The sequence below is a fragment of the Legionella gresilensis genome (assembly GCF_900639865.1).
Taxonomy (GTDB): Bacteria; Pseudomonadota; Gammaproteobacteria; order Legionellales; family Legionellaceae; genus Legionella_C; species Legionella_C gresilensis.
In genome coordinates, this window is sequence record NZ_CAAAHX010000026.1 from 1 (window position 1) to 17,159 (window position 17,159).

Sequence of the window (17,159 nt, forward strand, 5' to 3'; positions counted from 1 at the left end):
AGGAAGTTTAATCGTTTCTTCTGCTTCTTTTATATACAAAAGTTGCACTAATGAGTTGAATCCAAGCCTTATCCTCGCTAAATTTAAATTAAATCGTCAATTAACAATAATTCATTATGTTAGCAGGATTTAACTCATGCAATATGCAATCCTGAACAAGGTTTTCTCCTTTTCGAGCCAGTTCAGGGTTATATTTTAAATTATATTTTTTATAAATAGCGTGGATAAAAGTTTCATAATTATTACGATCATTAACGTCATCAAACATATAATTAGGATGACTAGAATGTTTAAGTTCTAAAAGATAAACATCATTTTTACCTTTATCTGTCAATGCTTGAGCAATATTTCTTGTATTTTTACAGGTAACTACTGTATCTTTTTTTGAAGTAATAAAGACAATTGGAATTCCTTCAGGGAATTCTTCAACACTTTTTAAAGGTGATGGTCCTTCTGGATCATACTGCATTAAGTTATATTTCTTAAAAAAAGAAAAGCCTAAAGTGATAGCATTCGAAATTTTTAGAGACACCCCATAAAATAAGTCCATTTGTTTTATCTTTACTAGCAAGCCAGGCATCATATTTCTTTCTATGGGATTGTATATCAGTTTCCTGGCCAATACTCACTTGTGAAAGAATTGGAGCGTGAAATACTACTGACTTTGCTTTCGGGATACTAGTTGTAAAGTGAAACCCATTATACCAATTAGCTCCCCAAGTTATAGCGGAACCTATTATTTTAATAGGATTAAGATAGGACAAATAGGAATCAAAAGGATTCAAATTAACATCGGCAATTTCAACACCCAAATGCACTCTATATATCACATTCAGCGGCAAGAGATTATTTCGTCCCGTACACCACATTGTTTCGCCAGTTGTCGCATTAACTTTTTGATTGCCTACATATTTCAGTACTTGAGTTTGAGAAGAGCCATTACCTTGAAAAAATAAGGTATCGCATAATTCTCCTGAATCTATTTCTGATAACTCTTCTATTCTTTTTCCCTGCATCATTAGCACCTAAGACCGAGTAGTTAATTTATATCATAATACTAGAAATATTAAGAATTAAAATTGTCCATTAAGATTATTATTCATAAATACTAAATCTTTTTTTGCTTGGTTGAATATCCTTAATGTTTTTTGAATACTTTGATATTTATCATCATGTGTTTTTGGGATACACCCTTAGGGTAGTTCAGAATCTTTTAAAAATATCATCTATTTTTTGGCCTGTGTATTAATTTCATTAATTATGTTGTTAACAAGTTCAAAAGCAGCGAAAGGGATACGCTTTCCAACCCTCCTCAAATTTCTTGGAAAAATTTGTTTAACTAACCAAGCGCTTTCCATCTCCCCTGTTTGACAATCAGTCACACTCCTGTTTTTACCAAACTTGTGATGTATTAATTCATTTCTTATCTTTATCAACTTATTAATTAAAATTTTATGTTTGTTTATCGCTGAAATCTGTAAATCTGAAAAGGCTAAGTGCCGAGGTATATGGTTAAAAACTTTATCATTAAGCTTTAAAGTTCTCTCAACAAGACCTTCATAATCAAGTTTTCCTTCAAGATCTTTAAAGGCTTTGTAAGATTCTTTCAGATCTTCAGCCAAGGGTTTATAAGTGTAAAGTTTTTCATTGGAATAAGCTTCTAAGGCTGAGCATGCTAATATAATTGATGACGAAAAATTCATAAGATATTTCCATAAGCTACTCTCAGTCTCCTCAGGCACTTCATATATTTTTTTATCTTTGGAAGAGCCTAATGTTGATTTTGATTTAACTATTGAAATATCAAGTAGAACCTCGCTTGCTTGCTCATGATCTAACTTACTTTTAATTAAAAATGATCTCCAAATGGAAATATACTTAAAATCAATTCTTATATTATCAACATGAGCACAATGAAGCTTATGACCTGCACGGCCATCAAATGTATATAAATACTCGTAAGGATCATTCATATCCATAATTATATGTTCACTAATTAATATATTTATATAGGGTGTGTTTTTGGCATAATACTCTTTAAGAGTGTGAGCCGATTAGACTGGTCTGAAAACTTTCAAGTAGATCCCCTAAGCTCACATCAATCCATAATCATTTAGTATAAGATGCTTTTTAAATAAAAATAAAATTTATAAATAAAGGGAAATACAGAATAAATACAGGGAAATATAGAAATAATTAAAGAAATGCTTGCAACCTAGAACGCATTCCTCGTACTTCTATTAGCTTTATACTGTATTAAATTAAAGTATGCTTCTGGTCTTATAAAGAATTTATTTTCAAGTTGTTCCGGCAGGTTTTGCATATAAACCGCGCTATGTAAATGCGGGGTAAAGAGCTCATGAAATATTTCATTAAAAAAACGGCTACTACTTTGGTGGCTATACCCTTTTTTTGATAAATATTGTTTCGTTTCATCAAGAGTAACTCCATTTTCAAATCTATCTACACCAAATTGAACTAGAGCAATATAGAAATTATCATTTTGTTTTAACATACAATTGCCTGGTTCCTACCTTAATTTAATAATTATTAATATATATATTAAGTTCATCAAGGTGCAAATCTAAATTTTGTTCCTGTATTGATACTCGGGCATATCCTACTCGCACTTCCAACCCTTTGTTCGTAAAGTCTAAAATAGTTATTTAAAATGAACTTTGATTAATGTTCAGAGTTTATGAACTGAATTTAAGGTTAATTTTGATATTTTTAATAGGTAGGTTGATGCGTTCAGAAACCCATGTTTTTCTAACTTATCATCAAATAGTTGATAACAACACTGAGTTATTTCATGTGAATGGCTTATTGCAATTAATAACTTATTTGGCCCTGCAATATTAGAATTAAATAATTCTCACTCACTTCATGTATTTTAGATTAAAGTATTTTCATTGCTCTCTTTGAAAACAATCCTTAGTTGATATATCGATAGGTCTATTACTATCAATCATGATGATATAATTTTATTCATAGATATCTTTTTTTAATATATTCAATATAATTTCGCTTTATCATTAAATCGCTAAATTAACAAAAGCCATTATTGCTAAGGAAGATATTCATGCAAACGAAAAATGAAATAGATCAAAACGCTGATTCAGAGGATGAAGAATATCGCCTCTATTCTTTTCCTAAAAATAGTAGTTTTTTTAAATCAAAAGCGTCCAAGTCCGCTGAAGATGATATTTCATTAATTAATAATTCAGACAGTTGTAAGCAATTTGCTCTTACAGTGACAGAAACAGTTGAACTTCAAAAATGCAAACAGTCAAATGACGACATTGCTAAAGAAGTACAAGCACTTGGTAAGCTGCAGAAAAAAAACAATGACCAAATAAAAGGGATTAGATTTACTGATGATGATGAATTAAAAAAATTATTAAAAGAAAAGATAAGTAATCAGCATCTGCATGAAATTGATTGTCGTATCGATAGAATTGACCGCGAAGTTAAGGTCACAATTAAAAATTGTGAAGATGAAACGATGATTTCAAGAATTTTCAGAAATTTTTTGAAAACCTCTCCCTCACTTAAAAGGGAAGGACGAGCCGAGGACATTGATAACCACTTACGAATAATTGTTACATTCAAACTACATGAAAGAGATAACCTAATCGAAGGGCTTAAGCTAAGTAATGAAGCTTATAGAATTCCTGAAGCAAGGCAGTATTTTCAAGGTTGTTAATATAAATGACAAACATTTTATTTTGTTATTGGCTCCAAGGGTATTTTGAGATTTCGACAAAGCCAACTCTTGAAATAGGGCATATAAAGAAAATACAGGACCAAATTTTAAGTGTAAAAGAGCCGCTTACCTCCGAGGTTCAATGGATTAAAGATGTTTGTCATTATTTAGAAGAAATGGATTACAAAGAAGAAACCCTTAGGCATTTTTTGCCGCTCATTCAATACGCCCTTAATTCAATGTTTTATCATTATATTGATAATAGCAAAGACATTGATTATACCCTTGAAGATTTTCAACGGTTGCATAGGGAAAATTAAATGAATTATGAGCAATTCCAGTTATGGTTACAAGGTTATTTAGACCTTTCCTATGAAAGCTCTCTTTCCCCCAAACAGGTGAAAATCATTTACCATCACGCCTTATTGGTTAAGGTTCTTAACAAAGATAGAAATGAAGCAATTAATGGAGTCGTTGATATACTAAATGAGCTAAAAAATGAAAAGAAAGATATTCCTCGAGAAAAATTAAGCCTTTTGGGACCAAAATGAATTCTAATGCAGAAAAACCGTTCTTAATTAACTAAAATGTTACTCTATTCATATGTCAAGTATGGACATTACTTTGCATAATAGTTATTAACCAAGGCAAATTACGCCTTTTGATCAGAAAAGTATTTATCTCATAAGTTAGATGTTATTTTCTGATAACTCAATATGTCGTTTTTGAATTCCATTGTTTTTTAACAACATATCTAAATCAGAGATAATTTGCTGTTTAATATAATTTAAGTATAAATCATTGCTCAGTGGTATAAATTTAATTGTAACTTTATGACTACTATCTTTTAAAACAAAAACAAGACCTATGTCACTAGAGGCTTTTTTAACTATAAAGCGTTTATAAAGATTTGATTCTATACCTAATTTAGTTTGTGCTTTTGTAATGGTGTCTACTTCCTTTTGGGTGTACGGATTTATTAATCTAACCCCACTCCAGCCAGCTTTATATTCGATTTTGGATACAAAATCTTCTTTAGCAAGGCTATAAGACTTTAAGTCATTAGTATATTTTCTAGCTAATGATGTCTTAAGCTGGATATATTCTTTTAGATCATCCGGGTGTTTCTTTAACCAATTTTTAAACTTTATGAATCTCTCAATTTCAGAATATCTGTTCTGAAAAACATGGAGCTGAAATGTTATTGATGCTTCTTTACAAAAGAAGAGGCGCATAAAAAAATCATAGTTTTTTCTAGAATAACCAATAGTTGCAAATGTATGAGTAATTCTATCTTGATCTTGTAGAGAAGGTAGTACCAACATAATATCTATCATTGGTTTAGCAGTACAGCCAGGTATAGACGTAGAACCAATATGATCAATAGAAATAATTTCTGAACCCAGTGCAGCCTTTAAAGTTTTAACTTCGGATAAATATTGCTTTGGCCAATTAGTATTATATGAATGATAATTCAATCATGGTATTTCTACGCTAACTTCTCAAAAACCATCGCTAATTATCTATTTATAATCATGCTTAAACAATAATATGCTTATATATTGATCATAAAAAACAACAGGCCGCATCCTTTTATAAATACTATATGTCATATTTTTTACATAGAAATAATACATTAATTCAAATATTATTTAATTTTTAATTAAGCGATAATACTTAAATGTTTTTTTCAAAAGTGAAAATTATAACTCGATTAGAATTTGAAATTGGTACTTGTAGCCGAATGGGAAGTGGTGCACCTCACTCTATTAAACATAAAAGTTATGATTCCTTAAAAGAAGAGATAATGAAAGTTCACAAGGAATTTTGTAGCCTCATTGAAAAATGTTATAACGAAACGAAAAAAGATTATATTGAAATGGGCGAAGATGCCTATGAATATAATGGTGTAAGAGTTCTCTATATAATTAAAGGAATATTAAACGAAATTAGTTTAGATGAAAAAATAGAAAGTCTCGAAGGCTTCTTTAATTTTGCTGAACAATATTTTCAAATACCTAGAGACAAAGATGTTGATATGTTATTAGCGTGTGGGAAATATAACGATGAAAAATTTCTATTATTCTACCCAGACGATGAAGCAACAGTAGAATTAAATTACTGTTCAATAATTTAAGGCCCTATTTTTGTTTAAAAAATTAACTTTACTTTAAAATTAACTTTTAAAGGTGTTAATATAAACCTTTAACTTCTAAGGTATTTAATTCATGTCAGATAAAACTCGTGGGACAGTAAAGTGGTTTAAGGAAGATAAAGGTTTTGGTTTTATTGAAAGCAATGGCAAAGACTACTTCGTCCACTTTTGACTTAACCTTTAATTAATATACCAGATTATAATTTAGGGATTAGTGACCTGTGTAAATTGTTTAGTCCCTTCTTCATATAACTGTTCTTTTGTCTCTGCACTTTTTCCATTTAAAGATTTAAATAGAGAAAAACATTGTTGTGCATACATTAGTTTTTTCTCAGAATCTATAGTCGCATTGTGAATTGTTTTATTCGGTCCAAAATGAGATGTCCCATGGTAATTAATAATATGACTTGCAATTCTTGCTTCAATTTTCTCTGGTAAATTTAATCTATTTTTGGATAGAATGGATAGCTGACTAAACGCTCGAGGTAATGCTCTTGCTTTAAAAAAGCCATCGTCATCTTCCCACTCTCGAAGTCTAACGTGATATCTTTTTAAATTCCTGGGCCCATCTGTTCTTAGCCTTTTTATAATTTGCGCTTGACGCTCTTTTTCTTCTTCCTCACTTTGCTTTTCAGTCACAAAAATATTAACGCTATCGCTTAATTTCTTAAACTGAGTATTAAACCCTTCATGATTGAAGTATTCTGGCTTTGACCATAATTGTTTTTTAAAATCATTAAATCCTTTTAATAAGGCATGGTAATCTGCTAACTGAAGGACAGAAGACTTAAGTTGAGCTAGTTTTTCAATTAGTTCACTTTGACTGGAAGAAGAATTGATAAATACTTGAGAGATACGCTTATAAAGATAACTGGTCCAAGAAAAATCTATTTGCGGTAAATCTTCAGCATTAAGAAAATTTTCTAAATAGCAAATAGGTTTTAATAATTGAGCAGCTTTTTCTTCTGGGGTGTCCTTGGATTTAGTTTGATATACTTCTAAATCAGGATCACATGCTTTATCCATGTACTCTACATATTCTTTAAATTTGGGAAGAAAAAATTTTAAAGCCCATGCACTGTTTATTTCGAAATAATGGGCATTCTTTTCATCATTAAAATAATACCTTACAGCCGCTTTTGGGTATTGATTAAGATAGTTTAAAAACTGCTGATTAGCTCTTGTAGACATACCTCGTATAGCAAAATACATTCTTTCTTTATCAAAAGAACGAAAATCAAGAAACTGGGAGTAAGTTTCCGTTTCCTCATCGTATGCAGCACTAAACTGTGCTGTTTCTTTTTTTTGAGGGACTATACCAAACTGACAACGTTTAGGTTTATCTTTAATCCCTGCTATTTTTAAAATAGTTTCTTCCAGGATATCCGTTTTTTTTGTACTTATTCCATAGTAAAGCAGAAATTGATTTACTCCATCTAAAAAATTTTTGTACATGCATACCTCCTTTTGAATTAAATATGCTTTGGTTTAAGCTGAAGAGAAACAGTTAGATAAGGACTTTTTTGACCCTAAAATATACGATATGTTGACTAAAGTAACTAACTTTTCTTCTAATGAAAGCGATAAGCGTTTATAGGATATACATTTACAAAAAATAAGGTTATGCCTACACTCAATAGACGTGTTCATTTTAAAGAGCGGTTATGGACGCCCTAATAACAATAAAAAAGAATAAAGAACCTTTAACAAAAGCGATTATTATTGCTAAATTTGATACTACTAACGCAACTTCAGCACAGCGCTTCCCACTTTATAGTAGTAAAGTTGCTGCTGGCTTTCCTTCGCCTGCTGATGATTATCTCGAATTAACCCTTGACTTAAATGAGTATTTAATCAAGCACCCTGCTGCTACGTTTATGGTGCGAGCACAAGGTGATTCGATGCGTGATGCAGGTATCAATAACGGTGATTTGCTCATTGTTGACCGAAGCGTTGAGGCAACGCACGATAAAATTGTGATTGCAGCTATCAATGGTGAATTAACCGTTAAACGTTTATTTCGAAAAGATGGCTTGGTTCGTTTAATGCCAGCTAATAAAACTTACTCACCAATTGATATAACGGAAGAGGTAGAGCTCGTTATCTGGGGAGTCGTTACCCATATTATTCATCAGGCTTCCTAAGGATGTTTGCTCTAATTGATTGCAATAATTTTTATGCCTCTTGTGAACGCCTCTTTCGACCTGACTTAAGAACGAAGCCGGTTGTTATTTTATCGAATAATGATGGATGTGTTGTGGCACGCTCTAATGAGGCAAAGGCCTTAGGCATTAAAATGGGTGAGCCTTATTTTAAGGTAAAAGAAATATGTGACTTGTATGATGTGACTATTTTCTCATCAAATTATACGCTCTATGGGGATTTGTCAGCACGCGTTATGCGTGTCATCGAAGAAGCTTGGGATAATGTTGAAATTTATTCGATTGATGAAGCCTTTCTTGATTTATCAACCCTACCTAAACAAAACATTGATGCATTTTGCCTAACTCTACAGCAGAAAATTTTACAATATACCGGTATCCCAACATCCATTGGGATAGGTCATACTAAAACGTTAGCAAAGGTCGCTAATTTCACTGCTAAGAAAAAATTAAACGCACCTGTTTTTAACATTACAGGGCTTGAAACCGAGTGGTTAGAAAAAATAGAAGTTGGCGATATTTGGGGCATAGGTAAACAATGGCAAAGAAAATTAAAGGGATTTGGTGTGATAACCGCTAGTCAGTTAGCAAGCCAAAACCCGCATTGGATTAAATCGCACTTCAATGTTGTTTTACAACGCACTGTCATGGAGCTTCAGCGTATTTCATGTCTTTCTCTTGAGACCATTGAACCTAAAAAAAGCCTTGTTGCGTCATGCTCTTTTGGCATGCCGCAAACTAGTTTGGTAGCTATCGAACAAGCAATAAGTCATCATTGTGCAACAGTCTGGGGTAAGCTTCGCAAGCAAGAATTAGTTGCACATTACATGTCTGTCTTTCTCTACACCAATCGATTTGACGAAAGCCTTAAGAGCTATTCCAAATCAATAAGCTTTCGATTAATTAATCCTACTGATGATGTAAGACAAATAACTTCATTTGCTAAACAAGCCTTAAAGCGATTGTATAAAGAAGGCATTCCCTACAAGAAAAGTGGCATTATGTTGGCAGAGCTCGCACCTAAATCACATAGGCAAATGGATTTGTTTCATGAACCTTCTGACACCATGATTGCTAAATCTGAAAAAGTTATGTCACTCATGGAGTCGATTAATAAACGCTATGGTACGCGTACCATCCGTCTTGCAGCCGAAGGCTTTCAAAAGGAATGGGCAATGAAGCGAGAAATGAAGAGTCCTTGTTATACAACGTGTTGGTCAGAATTGCCTTTTGCAAGAATCAAATAATAGAGCAGATAATATTTAGCACATTATTTTTTTAGATGTTACACATTAATCAAGCTTAACCAACAATCAAAATTGACGAATTATTATTTATTTTAACGTTTTTTGAAGCCAAAATTATTCTAAATAAGAGCTGGGCACCTAAAGACATTTTTTTATAATGGAGTCTCATTTATTAATCATTTATTTCATATCTATAGCTGAACTACGTCCGGAATTTATATTTCTGAGCTTTTGCAACAGCGCTTATATTTACAATACAATAACACCGCAAATTGAGTTTAGGGGCTAAGAAGCCCCTATTTTACTAGAATAACTATAATTTATCTAATTACCTACTGCAGTTACTTGATAACGACCAAATATTTTACACCTTTCGATAGGCCTGAAGCGCATTGGGAATATAAAATATAACTATAAGTGCCATTTTTCCCTGGTAAGGTATTATCTGTAAATGTCATGGTTGTTCCCTTCCAAAGTAGAGCATCTTTATAGTTGTTAACTTGATAATTTAAGATAGGTTGAGAATTTTGAGGCGCCTGCCAACTTAAAGTGATAGCTTTTTTATTAGCGCTTACCGTAGCTTTTATATTAGCAGGCGGCAAACAGTCTGTGGGCTCAGGTTTTTTTGAACATTGCAGCATATGTTGAGAAAATTCATATAGTTTACTTTGGGCATTAGCGCCGCTACATTTACTACTAGCTTTTGTATCACTGCAAGGCCTATCGCGACCTACAGACCACATTGACAACCAAGCAACATTATGTTCTTGAGCAAACGCGTTAAGGGTATCTGTATTAGCTAATGTAAATAATTCGCCTGGAATATCATTAACACCTATCATGGGAGTTAGAGCAATACTTTGCCATATTTCTGCGGATGTTTTTTGCGGATAAACTGATTTTAGATAATTAAATGTATTTGCTGCTGCCTGCATTGCATATACGGCCATATCTTTAGTATAAGAAGAACCATAGTCCATCACCATAATGTTAACCACATAATTCAAATTAGCTTTCGTCGCCTCAGAAATGACTTTTTTTCCCAACGAACCTAAACCTTCAGGCATAACAGGCAATGTAAAGCTGATTTTCAGATTAGGGTTGTTAATAACAATGGTTTTTAACGCTGTAATAACATTAGGGATATTAACTGAGCTATTTTCAATATCGAAATCTAAACCCGTAGGCTGATAAATATTGATAATAGTTTGATAAATAGAAATTAATTGCGAAACTGAACACTTGTTAGATAAATCACGGGGATCAGCACCACCAAAAGAAATCATGTATTCAATACCAGCTTTTCGCATATTAGCCATTAACTGCTGTCCCCACCCTGATGCGACTGAATTATTGCCGCTCCAGATAGGGTCACATACACCATTATCTTTTATAAATGCGAGATTAAAGCTTTTAATCCCTGTTTGTTGTGAGACGGCAACTAAATCTTGCGGCTCATTTCCATTCATATTACTCGACATTTGTTGATAAGGGGAAAATAAAATACATTGGTTAGCGCTAGAATTTAAATTAATCTCAGTACTTCCCTGAGTAGATTGAACCATAGGAAATAAAGACGCTATATTTTTAATGAGTGGAGCGGCTATTGAAGTAATAGTAAAAAATAAAAGACTTAAGCTAAAAATATGTTTTTTCATTATAGATTCCTTTCTTTTTATTAACATTATGCTTAATAATAAATAAGCCAACGAAAACGAAACTAAAATCTAAAAACCTATAAAATATAGCTTATTAATTTTAATTGAGTATTTATATAGTTTTTGTAGCTCATAAGTAATGAATCGGCTTATAGAGGTCTTTTCGTCATTATTATTCTTAGCGTCCTGCACATCTTTTTTTAGTTTCCAGATGGCCTCATTGCAAAATTAGAGACTAGTTTATAATTCACGCTTACTTCCTAATCAACTAGACTATCGCAATGTACTCAATAAACAAAATCGATTGATTTTTATCTATCGCATCGACGCAATGCCAAAGCCGCTAAACGGTTTTTGAAAAAACTCATCAAAAACAATCCAACGTGTGACGTAAGTATTATCAATACCGATAAGAATCCAGCGTATCATCAAGCCATTAGAGAATTGAAACAGGAAGGAAGCCTATCTAAGCGAGTTAAACACCACCAAATTAAATATTGTAATAACCGCTTAGAAGCTGACCATGGCAAGCTCAAACGGCTCATCAATCCGACATTGGGCTTCCAATCGATGAAAACCGCCTATGCCACCCTTACAGGGTTTGAAATCATGCGCATGTTTAAAAAAAACAATTCACTCGGTGGATGTACGGTAATCGAAATGAAGTATCCTTCATCAATGAATAGGTCGGCATTTACAGTTGAGATCTACCTAAAATTTAACGTTTCTTAGCTTTGATAGTATTTGCAACACGGTCATTTAGACTACTATATCTAGATGAAGTTTTAAAGCTGCTACTATCTTGTTCATTATTTTTTCATTAATCATTCCTATCGGCTTGGTGTTAGAAATTCTTAATTTAGAGATTGTTCTAATTTGATGGCATTGTGCTTTAGAATCTTTAGCTAATCCTGTTAAGCTTTTTTCAAGTAAAACTTCGAAGGGATAAACTTTGGTTATATTTGATGTAATTGGAATAATGGTGATTGGGGTCGCAGCATTATTATTTGCATTATTACTAATAATTAGAACTGGCCTCTTTTTTTGAGTCTCTGCACCAATGGTTGGATCTAGATCTGCATAATATATTTCACCACGTTTCATTTTCTTCTAAACCATCTAATGTAGTATTTTCGAAATCTTCCTGAATTTCTTGGCTAGCTTCTTTATAGTAAGACTCTAACTCTTTTTGTTGTAATAGATATAGCGCTTCTTTGATTACATCTGATCTTGTTTTATATTCATGTGCTATTTGATAATGCTCAATAAAGTCACATTGAAATTTAGGTAGTGAGATCGATAATTTTTGAGAATTCATAGTTACCTCCAACAAGTCGTACTATAAATGCTACCATAAGTAGGATAATTAATCAAACCATGGTGTCTCAAGAAAGGACCGTTTTTGATAATTTTGACTCTGTTAAACTAGTCAGTTTTGCAACAGAGCTATATAAACTTAGCTGCCCCAATAGGATTAATAAAAAATTATTTAACTAGATATTAGTCATAGTAAATATGCTTAAAGCAACCCCCCAATACCATGCCTTTCTACGATATTGAGTAATTTAAGTATTGCGCCATGGGCATGTCGCTTTCCTTGTTCTAATCCACGAATCATTGCAGGACTAACATTAAGATATTTAGCAAATACAGATTGACTCAATTTTTGTTTTTTTCGTAATTGCTGTATCTCTTCACCAGTAAATTCATGTAAAACCGGTAATTCCTGATCAGTGAAATTTCTTAATGTTTTTTTATCAATAATTTCAGATTTGAAAAGACCTTGCGCCAGATCATTAATGGTATCTTGTATATTAGACATTTTTATTTACCTCACACAGTTCACCTAAACTAATTAATTTACTTATTTGTTTTTCATTAAGTCCGAGCATAATATCAGCCAATTGTTTTAGTTTTTTAAGCTCGGATGTCGTCACATTCCCTTTGTCATTTTTGGAAAATAAATGTAACCAATAAATTCCATTATCTTTCTTAAAAGCCAATATACTTCTTGATTCCCCACTTTTACCTCGCCTTTCATTAGTTGCAATCCTTAATTTATAAATCCCGGCCCCTAAAGAGTATTTTAACTGTTCATTCCTACTTAACTTCAAAAAGCTATCTAACGTTTCAATAAGGATTTCATCAATTAATCCAACTTTTTTTGCTTCATTATTAAATTTTTTAATTTTTAAGTGTTTCATGAATATAAGTCAGCATATGATACACTGTATTATAATACGGTGTGATATATATTGCCAGAATTATTTTACATAGTTCGTATAATTTGCAAATAAAATACCGTAATAATCGTCTAGAGTCAGACCATGGTAAGCTTAAACGTCTTATCAATCCTGTTTTAGGATTTCACTCTATAAAAACTGCCTATGCAACGATTAAAAGTTTTGAAATTATGAGAGTGTTTCGAAAAGGACAATTTAATAAGTGGATGTATGGCAATCAGAATGAAGTTTCATTTATTAACCAATTGTTTCATATGTATAGCTAAAGTATGTCCTGAACTTGTGTTTTTGTAGCGTTCATACTTTTTGCAACAGTACTGATTTAATGCTACCAGTCGCTGCCTCTTCTGCTTCAATATCTTTTCTTCCTTGACGTATATCAGGAATTAATGCATTTAATGTATCGATAATATTTTTTACGCCCCTTTGTGGATTAGTAATCTCTTCGAGCCCTATAAGAGCAGAAAAACCTGAATTACCCAGCCTAGGGGGTATAAAACTAACATTTTTGTATAATTCCTTAAATTCTTCTATTTCAGATGAACTCAATAACTGACCTAAAGATAATCCTTCATAACCTAATGTTATATTCCATAAATAATAAAGGTTTGTAAGGCATCTGTAAGATGAATAGAAAATAGCTGCCCCACTTGAAATATTATAGAAAAGATTAGAAATTAGATTCTTTTTAATTTCATCGAAACTCTTTTGACAATCTATATCACTATAATAGATATCAGGGTTAAAAAAAGAATTAGTAACATACTTGTCAATTTTATCTTTACAATTCTGCTCAAGGTAGCTTCCATTTAACGAAATCTCACCTTTGTTTGATGATATTCTAGCCCAAGCAAGGGTTGTATAACTTGCTAGTAAAGTAATTAATATAAAGTCATTTTTAATTTTTATTTTTACCTTATCCCTCATTTTATTTTCTAAGTAAGAGACAGCCTCACTTGGTGATAAATAGCCATCTTTTTTACTTACAGAGGTATTACGAAATAATCCAAACATCTAACCAACCTATTATAAAATCTAATTCATATTATAACATAATGAACCAAGCATTTATTATATTACTGTTATATTGAACAGTGCTTAAGAAATGAGCAAAAGAAAATTAACAATAAAAGAGTTGACTGTTTTAAGAAAGCGAGCAGCCTATGTTGTGGTGAAAGCAAAACGAGAGCGGCGAAGCTTTTTGATTTTAGTAGAACATCGATTACAAAATATGTTCGTGAGTATAAGATTGATGGTGAAGCAAGCTTTACGTATAAAAAACAAGCGGTACCTCCTGGAAGCTGGCACTATTTATCAACAGTCCAGGTCAAGGAATGAATTGACCTCTTGCTTAGGCAAACACTGGATGAGTTATTCCTTCCTTGTCGTGTATGGAACAGCAAAACGATAACTGACCTGATTAAAAAACGATTTGGTGTAAGGTACTTAGGTAGTGGCTTGCGAGACTTATTGAAATGAATAGGCTTTTCCTCACAAAAGCCTATTAAACAAGCTTACCAACGGGATGTAAAAAAAAGTGGAGATATTTTTCCTGCTATCAAAACACGAGCCATGCAGGAAGGAGCAAGGCTCTAGTGGGCTGATAAGATGGGCATCCAATACATCGATAATCGCGGTAAAAACTATGGGCTTGTTAACCAAGCACCTGTGATAAAAAGACAGGAAGTCGTTTTAAAGTCAATATGTTAGCTGCCATTAGCCCGTCAGGATTTATGCATTGGACGGTGTTTGAAAATAATTGCGACAGCAATAAATTTATTGAGTACTTATCTGGATTATGTCGTCAGATCAAAAAAAGTGTTTTTGATTGTCGAATCATCGTATCCATCACAGCAAATAAATACAATAGTATGTTGAGAACTATAAAGTAGAGATAGAAATTTTTTGGCCGCGTTGCAACAATTATCAAAGCTAAGAAAAGTTAAATTTAAGGTAGATCTCAACTGTAAATTCCGAACTGTTGATTGATAAAAGACGCTTCATTGCGAGCACCATACATCCAACTTTTAAACTGGCCTTTCTTAAACATTCTCATGATTTCAAAACCTTTGATGGTGGCATAAGCAGTTTTCATTGACTGAAATCCAAGCGTAGGATTGATGAGTCGTTTAAGCTTACCATGGTCTGCTTCTAAGCGATTATTGCGGTATTTAATTTGGTGATGTTGAACATGGGCTGAAAGGTGACCTTCTTTTTTTAACGCTTTAATTGCTTGACCATAAGCTGGATTTTTATCAGTATTGAGCACGCTAATGTCACAAGTAGGATTGTTCTTCATTAATTTCTTAAGAAACCGCTTAGCGGCTAGCGCATTACGCCGATGCGACAGGTAAAAATCAATGGTATTGCCGCTCTCATCAATGGCACGGTATAAATACTTCCAGTCACCTTTGACTTTGATATAGGTTTCATCCAGATGCCACCGCCTAGAATAACGCCGTTTATACCAGTCTAGTCGTTTCTTTAGCTCAGGCGCATACTGCTGAACCCAGCGATAAATCGTCGTATGATCAAGCTTAAGACCGCGTTCCTTCATCATTTCTTCTAAATCACGATAACTAATCCCGTATTTACAATACCAGCGCACGCATTGCAAAATAACTGCACCATGAAAATGGCGCCATTTGAAATCGGATGGATTTTTAAAGCTCATAGGGACTACGCAAAATCAGCTATTATACTTATAGACTTGTTTTTGCAACAGTGCCGTTAATGGCACCAGCGTACACATCACCATGAAATAACGCTCTTTAAAGGTAGATTTTACAGAGCGCATTTAAATATTGCATTATAGAATTATAAGGCAAATAATTTATAAGCTAATAGTCATTTTTGTAACAGACCCTCTTTGATAATATTTAAAACACTGCCACTATTTTATAAATTTATAGATGGGAACCCAGCAGAATAGTTACTTTCAGCAAACTGTGAAGATTTACGCTGACTATCTGCAAAAAAACCAATACCGCCTCCTACAACACTGCCAATTGCGGTAGCAGGAATAATAAATTTTAATATACCATTAAATATCATAAGTGATAAGCCCTCATCTTTTGCATGTATGCCATACCATGCTATAGCTGCACTTATTCGATGATGGGTCATAAAAGCGCCTGCTGCTGCTCCTATCATAGCGCCTCTTTTACTATATGATTTTATAGTGTTAGATTTCATAATACTGTTTCCTTTTAATGAATTAAAGTAGCGCATTATATAGAAGGCTAATAAGTAGTCAAAGAAAGGAGATAAATATAGAGAAACCTATTAAAAGTCGCCTAGTAGATTATGTGTCTTAAAAAACGACGGTTTTTAAGACTTTCCAGACTTATAATTCCCTACTATTAATCATTTGTCAGTTTTTTTCAGGTTACTATGTTTATTGAATCTGTTACAAAAACATTCAACCTACGAAATCATAAGTTTTAAGTAGGTCTCATTTGATTGATAGACAGTTTATTTTGTCTACTAACCATCCATCTGCTGAATTGTCCTTTGATTTCAGGCCGCATAGGCCGCTTTCAATGATTGCAAGCCTCTTACTGGGTTGATAAAACACTTAAGTTTCCTATGATCAGCTTTTAGATGGTTATTGCGATATTTAATCTGGTAATGCTGTATATTTTCAGAATGGTTGCCTTCCTGTAGTAAATAACTTGAAACAAAGGACGATAAGATAATTATTATTAACAGAAACTATCAAGACCAATACAGGTATTTATGAAAATATACGATTTTCCTTTTTGCGAAAATCCAAATGCTGCCATTTTGAGATTAACCAAAAATTTTGGATTGAGAAAAGAAAATGAACTTTCTAATGAGAAGCTTTCTTCAAAGGAAAACGCTAAGAGAAAACATGCAGAACAAGTATATGCAGATATGTCCAATCTAATAGTGAAAATGAAAGAACAGGGAATTAAAATCATCACCCTAGAAGAAGATAAATATATCAAAAACAATGTGACTTATT

23 protein-coding genes and 2 pseudogenes are annotated in these 17,159 nt (G+C 32.7%); 10 read left to right on the plus strand and 15 right to left on the minus strand.

Features of this window, described 5'->3' with window-relative positions; genetic code table 11:
• Nucleotides 1-100: 100 nt before the first annotated feature.
• The 4 genes from E1P04_RS16795 to E1P04_RS16810 form a co-directional block, all read right to left on the minus strand.
• Entirely contained in the window at nucleotides 101-469 is a 369-nt protein-coding gene (locus E1P04_RS16795) for a hypothetical protein (RefSeq protein ID WP_131784024.1), read from the minus strand.
• A gap of 13 nt (nucleotides 470-482) precedes the next feature.
• Nucleotides 483-1,019 carry a hypothetical protein gene (locus E1P04_RS16800; protein WP_131784025.1) on the minus strand — a complete coding sequence of 179 codons (537 nt, stop codon included), beginning with the start codon at nucleotides 1,017-1,019 and terminating at the stop codon, nucleotides 483-485.
• A gap of 207 nt (nucleotides 1,020-1,226) precedes the next feature.
• On the minus strand, nucleotides 1,227-1,979 hold the full coding sequence (locus E1P04_RS16805; protein ID WP_131784026.1) for a hypothetical protein: 753 nt from the start codon (nucleotides 1,977-1,979) through the stop codon (nucleotides 1,227-1,229).
• 236 nt (nucleotides 1,980-2,215) lie between these two features.
• Nucleotides 2,216-2,515: a hypothetical protein gene (locus E1P04_RS16810; RefSeq protein WP_131784027.1), complete on the minus strand. Its 300-nt coding sequence runs from the start codon at nucleotides 2,513-2,515 to the stop codon at nucleotides 2,216-2,218.
• A gap of 567 nt (nucleotides 2,516-3,082) precedes the next feature.
• Between E1P04_RS16810 and E1P04_RS16815 the strand changes: the two genes are divergently transcribed.
• The 3 genes from E1P04_RS16815 to E1P04_RS16825 are packed head-to-tail and all read left to right on the plus strand — an operon-like array spanning nucleotide 3,083 to nucleotide 4,257.
• Nucleotides 3,083-3,706: a hypothetical protein gene (locus tag E1P04_RS16815; protein ID WP_131784028.1), complete on the plus strand. Its 624-nt coding sequence runs from the start codon at nucleotides 3,083-3,085 to the stop codon at nucleotides 3,704-3,706.
• Nucleotides 3,707-3,711: 5 nt separating this feature from the next.
• Nucleotides 3,712-4,026, plus strand: a complete 315-nt coding sequence (locus E1P04_RS16820; RefSeq protein WP_131784029.1) for a hypothetical protein — start codon at nucleotides 3,712-3,714, stop codon at nucleotides 4,024-4,026.
• Nucleotides 4,027-4,257, plus strand: a complete 231-nt coding sequence (locus tag E1P04_RS16825) for a hypothetical protein (protein ID WP_131784030.1) — start codon at nucleotides 4,027-4,029, stop codon at nucleotides 4,255-4,257.
• A gap of 138 nt (nucleotides 4,258-4,395) precedes the next feature.
• Here E1P04_RS16825 and E1P04_RS16830 read toward each other — a convergent pair whose 3' ends face one another.
• The gene (locus tag E1P04_RS16830; RefSeq protein ID WP_131784031.1) at nucleotides 4,396-5,184 is read right to left on the minus strand and encodes a GrpB family protein; all 789 of its coding nucleotides are present in this window, start codon (nucleotides 5,182-5,184) and stop codon (nucleotides 4,396-4,398) included.
• Nucleotides 5,185-5,450: 266 nt separating this feature from the next.
• On the opposite strand from E1P04_RS16830, the gene E1P04_RS16835 reads away from it, so the two are divergent.
• On the plus strand, nucleotides 5,451-5,843 hold the full coding sequence (locus tag E1P04_RS16835; protein WP_131784032.1) for a hypothetical protein: 393 nt from the start codon (nucleotides 5,451-5,453) through the stop codon (nucleotides 5,841-5,843).
• Nucleotides 5,844-5,934: 91 nt separating this feature from the next.
• Nucleotides 5,935-6,030: pseudogene (locus E1P04_RS16840) on the plus strand (cold-shock protein); the annotation flags it as partial.
• Nucleotides 6,031-6,065: 35 nt separating this feature from the next.
• On the opposite strand, the gene E1P04_RS16845 reads toward E1P04_RS16840, so the two are convergent.
• Nucleotides 6,066-7,316, minus strand: coding sequence for a hypothetical protein (locus tag E1P04_RS16845; RefSeq protein WP_131784034.1), 1,251 nt, complete (start codon nucleotides 7,314-7,316; stop codon nucleotides 6,066-6,068).
• Nucleotides 7,317-7,525: 209 nt separating this feature from the next.
• Here E1P04_RS16845 and E1P04_RS16850 point away from each other — a divergent pair, with 209 nt between their 5' ends.
• Nucleotides 7,526-8,005, plus strand: coding sequence for a LexA family protein (locus E1P04_RS16850; RefSeq protein ID WP_131784035.1), 480 nt, complete (start codon nucleotides 7,526-7,528; stop codon nucleotides 8,003-8,005).
• A 2-nt stretch (nucleotides 8,006-8,007) separates the two neighbouring features.
• Complete coding sequence (locus tag E1P04_RS16855) at nucleotides 8,008-9,270, plus strand: Y-family DNA polymerase (RefSeq protein ID WP_131784036.1); 1,263 nt, start codon at nucleotides 8,008-8,010, stop codon at nucleotides 9,268-9,270.
• 341 nt (nucleotides 9,271-9,611) lie between these two features.
• Here E1P04_RS16855 and E1P04_RS16860 read toward each other — a convergent pair whose 3' ends face one another.
• On the minus strand, nucleotides 9,612-10,928 hold the full coding sequence (locus E1P04_RS16860) for a fibronectin type III domain-containing protein (protein WP_131784037.1): 1,317 nt from the start codon (nucleotides 10,926-10,928) through the stop codon (nucleotides 9,612-9,614).
• A gap of 354 nt (nucleotides 10,929-11,282) precedes the next feature.
• Between E1P04_RS16860 and E1P04_RS16865 the strand changes: the two genes are divergently transcribed.
• The gene (locus E1P04_RS16865) at nucleotides 11,283-11,660 is read left to right on the plus strand and encodes a transposase (RefSeq protein WP_242604513.1); all 378 of its coding nucleotides are present in this window, start codon (nucleotides 11,283-11,285) and stop codon (nucleotides 11,658-11,660) included.
• Nucleotides 11,661-11,687: 27 nt separating this feature from the next.
• On the opposite strand, the gene E1P04_RS16870 is transcribed toward E1P04_RS16865, so the two are convergent.
• The 4 genes from E1P04_RS16870 to E1P04_RS16885 all read right to left on the minus strand — a co-directional run bounded on the left by E1P04_RS16870 (nucleotide 11,688) and on the right by E1P04_RS16885 (nucleotide 13,132).
• Nucleotides 11,688-12,032: a type II toxin-antitoxin system PemK/MazF family toxin gene (locus tag E1P04_RS16870; protein WP_131784038.1), complete on the minus strand. Its 345-nt coding sequence runs from the start codon at nucleotides 12,030-12,032 to the stop codon at nucleotides 11,688-11,690.
• Nucleotides 12,019-12,246 (minus strand): ribbon-helix-helix domain-containing protein, encoded by a 228-nt coding sequence (locus E1P04_RS16875; protein WP_131784039.1) that lies wholly within the window; start codon nucleotides 12,244-12,246, stop codon nucleotides 12,019-12,021. The genes E1P04_RS16870 and E1P04_RS16875 overlap by 14 nt, the downstream gene beginning before the upstream one ends.
• 201 nt (nucleotides 12,247-12,447) lie before the next feature.
• A complete protein-coding gene (locus E1P04_RS16880) occupies nucleotides 12,448-12,750 on the minus strand; it encodes a helix-turn-helix domain-containing protein (RefSeq protein WP_131784040.1) in 303 nt (100 codons plus the stop codon).
• The gene (locus E1P04_RS16885; RefSeq protein ID WP_131784041.1) at nucleotides 12,743-13,132 is read right to left on the minus strand and encodes a type II toxin-antitoxin system RelE/ParE family toxin; all 390 of its coding nucleotides are present in this window, start codon (nucleotides 13,130-13,132) and stop codon (nucleotides 12,743-12,745) included. Before E1P04_RS16885 ends, E1P04_RS16880 begins: the two co-directional genes overlap by 8 nt.
• Nucleotides 13,133-13,218: 86 nt before the next feature.
• Here E1P04_RS16885 and E1P04_RS16890 point away from each other — a divergent pair.
• Nucleotides 13,219-13,437 (plus strand): annotated as a pseudogene (locus E1P04_RS16890) (DDE-type integrase/transposase/recombinase); the annotation flags it as partial.
• A gap of 31 nt (nucleotides 13,438-13,468) precedes the next feature.
• Here the strand turns inward: E1P04_RS16890 and E1P04_RS16895 are convergent.
• Nucleotides 13,469-14,185, minus strand: a complete 717-nt coding sequence (locus E1P04_RS16895) for a hypothetical protein (protein WP_131784042.1) — start codon at nucleotides 14,183-14,185, stop codon at nucleotides 13,469-13,471.
• A gap of 333 nt (nucleotides 14,186-14,518) precedes the next feature.
• On the opposite strand from E1P04_RS16895, the gene E1P04_RS18475 reads away from it, so the two are divergent.
• Nucleotides 14,519-14,650 (plus strand): winged helix-turn-helix domain-containing protein, encoded by a 132-nt coding sequence (locus tag E1P04_RS18475; RefSeq protein WP_165482840.1) that lies wholly within the window; start codon nucleotides 14,519-14,521, stop codon nucleotides 14,648-14,650.
• A gap of 481 nt (nucleotides 14,651-15,131) precedes the next feature.
• Here E1P04_RS18475 and E1P04_RS16905 read toward each other — a convergent pair whose 3' ends face one another.
• From E1P04_RS16905 to E1P04_RS18480, 3 genes are all read right to left on the minus strand, one after another.
• Nucleotides 15,132-15,845, minus strand: a complete 714-nt coding sequence (locus tag E1P04_RS16905) for an IS6 family transposase (protein WP_131784043.1) — start codon at nucleotides 15,843-15,845, stop codon at nucleotides 15,132-15,134.
• Nucleotides 15,846-16,069: 224 nt separating this feature from the next.
• Complete coding sequence (locus tag E1P04_RS16910) at nucleotides 16,070-16,366, minus strand: hypothetical protein (protein ID WP_131784044.1); 297 nt, start codon at nucleotides 16,364-16,366, stop codon at nucleotides 16,070-16,072.
• A gap of 324 nt (nucleotides 16,367-16,690) precedes the next feature.
• The gene (locus tag E1P04_RS18480) at nucleotides 16,691-16,882 is read right to left on the minus strand and encodes a DDE-type integrase/transposase/recombinase (RefSeq protein WP_131784051.1); all 192 of its coding nucleotides are present in this window, start codon (nucleotides 16,880-16,882) and stop codon (nucleotides 16,691-16,693) included.
• Nucleotides 16,883-17,159: the final 277 nt, after the last annotated feature.

Coding starts and splice junctions, on each gene's coding strand:
- E1P04_RS16795 (WP_131784024.1), bottom strand. CDS start 469: ATGCAGTATGATCCAGAAGGACCATCACCTTTAAAAAGTGTTGAAGAA.
- E1P04_RS16800 (WP_131784025.1), bottom strand. CDS start 1,019: ATGATGCAGGGAAAAAGAATAGAAGAGTTATCAGAAATAGATTCAGGA.
- E1P04_RS16805 (WP_131784026.1), bottom strand. CDS start 1,979: ATGGATATGAATGATCCTTACGAGTATTTATATACATTTGATGGCCGT.
- E1P04_RS16810 (WP_131784027.1), bottom strand. CDS start 2,515: ATGTTAAAACAAAATGATAATTTCTATATTGCTCTAGTTCAATTTGGT.
- E1P04_RS16815 (WP_131784028.1), top strand. CDS start 3,083: ATGCAAACGAAAAATGAAATAGATCAAAACGCTGATTCAGAGGATGAA.
- E1P04_RS16820 (WP_131784029.1), top strand. CDS start 3,712: ATGACAAACATTTTATTTTGTTATTGGCTCCAAGGGTATTTTGAGATT.
- E1P04_RS16825 (WP_131784030.1), top strand. CDS start 4,027: ATGAATTATGAGCAATTCCAGTTATGGTTACAAGGTTATTTAGACCTT.
- E1P04_RS16835 (WP_131784032.1), top strand. CDS start 5,451: ATGGGAAGTGGTGCACCTCACTCTATTAAACATAAAAGTTATGATTCC.
- E1P04_RS16845 (WP_131784034.1), bottom strand. CDS start 7,316: ATGTACAAAAATTTTTTAGATGGAGTAAATCAATTTCTGCTTTACTAT.
- E1P04_RS16850 (WP_131784035.1), top strand. CDS start 7,526: ATGGACGCCCTAATAACAATAAAAAAGAATAAAGAACCTTTAACAAAA.
- E1P04_RS16855 (WP_131784036.1), top strand. CDS start 8,008: ATGTTTGCTCTAATTGATTGCAATAATTTTTATGCCTCTTGTGAACGC.
- E1P04_RS16860 (WP_131784037.1), bottom strand. CDS start 10,928: ATGAAAAAACATATTTTTAGCTTAAGTCTTTTATTTTTTACTATTACT.
- E1P04_RS16870 (WP_131784038.1), bottom strand. CDS start 12,032: ATGAAACGTGGTGAAATATATTATGCAGATCTAGATCCAACCATTGGT.
- E1P04_RS16875 (WP_131784039.1), bottom strand. CDS start 12,246: ATGAATTCTCAAAAATTATCGATCTCACTACCTAAATTTCAATGTGAC.
- E1P04_RS16880 (WP_131784040.1), bottom strand. CDS start 12,750: ATGTCTAATATACAAGATACCATTAATGATCTGGCGCAAGGTCTTTTC.
- E1P04_RS16885 (WP_131784041.1), bottom strand. CDS start 13,132: ATGAAACACTTAAAAATTAAAAAATTTAATAATGAAGCAAAAAAAGTT.
- E1P04_RS16895 (WP_131784042.1), bottom strand. CDS start 14,185: ATGTTTGGATTATTTCGTAATACCTCTGTAAGTAAAAAAGATGGCTAT.
- E1P04_RS16905 (WP_131784043.1), bottom strand. CDS start 15,845: ATGAGCTTTAAAAATCCATCCGATTTCAAATGGCGCCATTTTCATGGT.
- E1P04_RS16910 (WP_131784044.1), bottom strand. CDS start 16,366: ATGAAATCTAACACTATAAAATCATATAGTAAAAGAGGCGCTATGATA.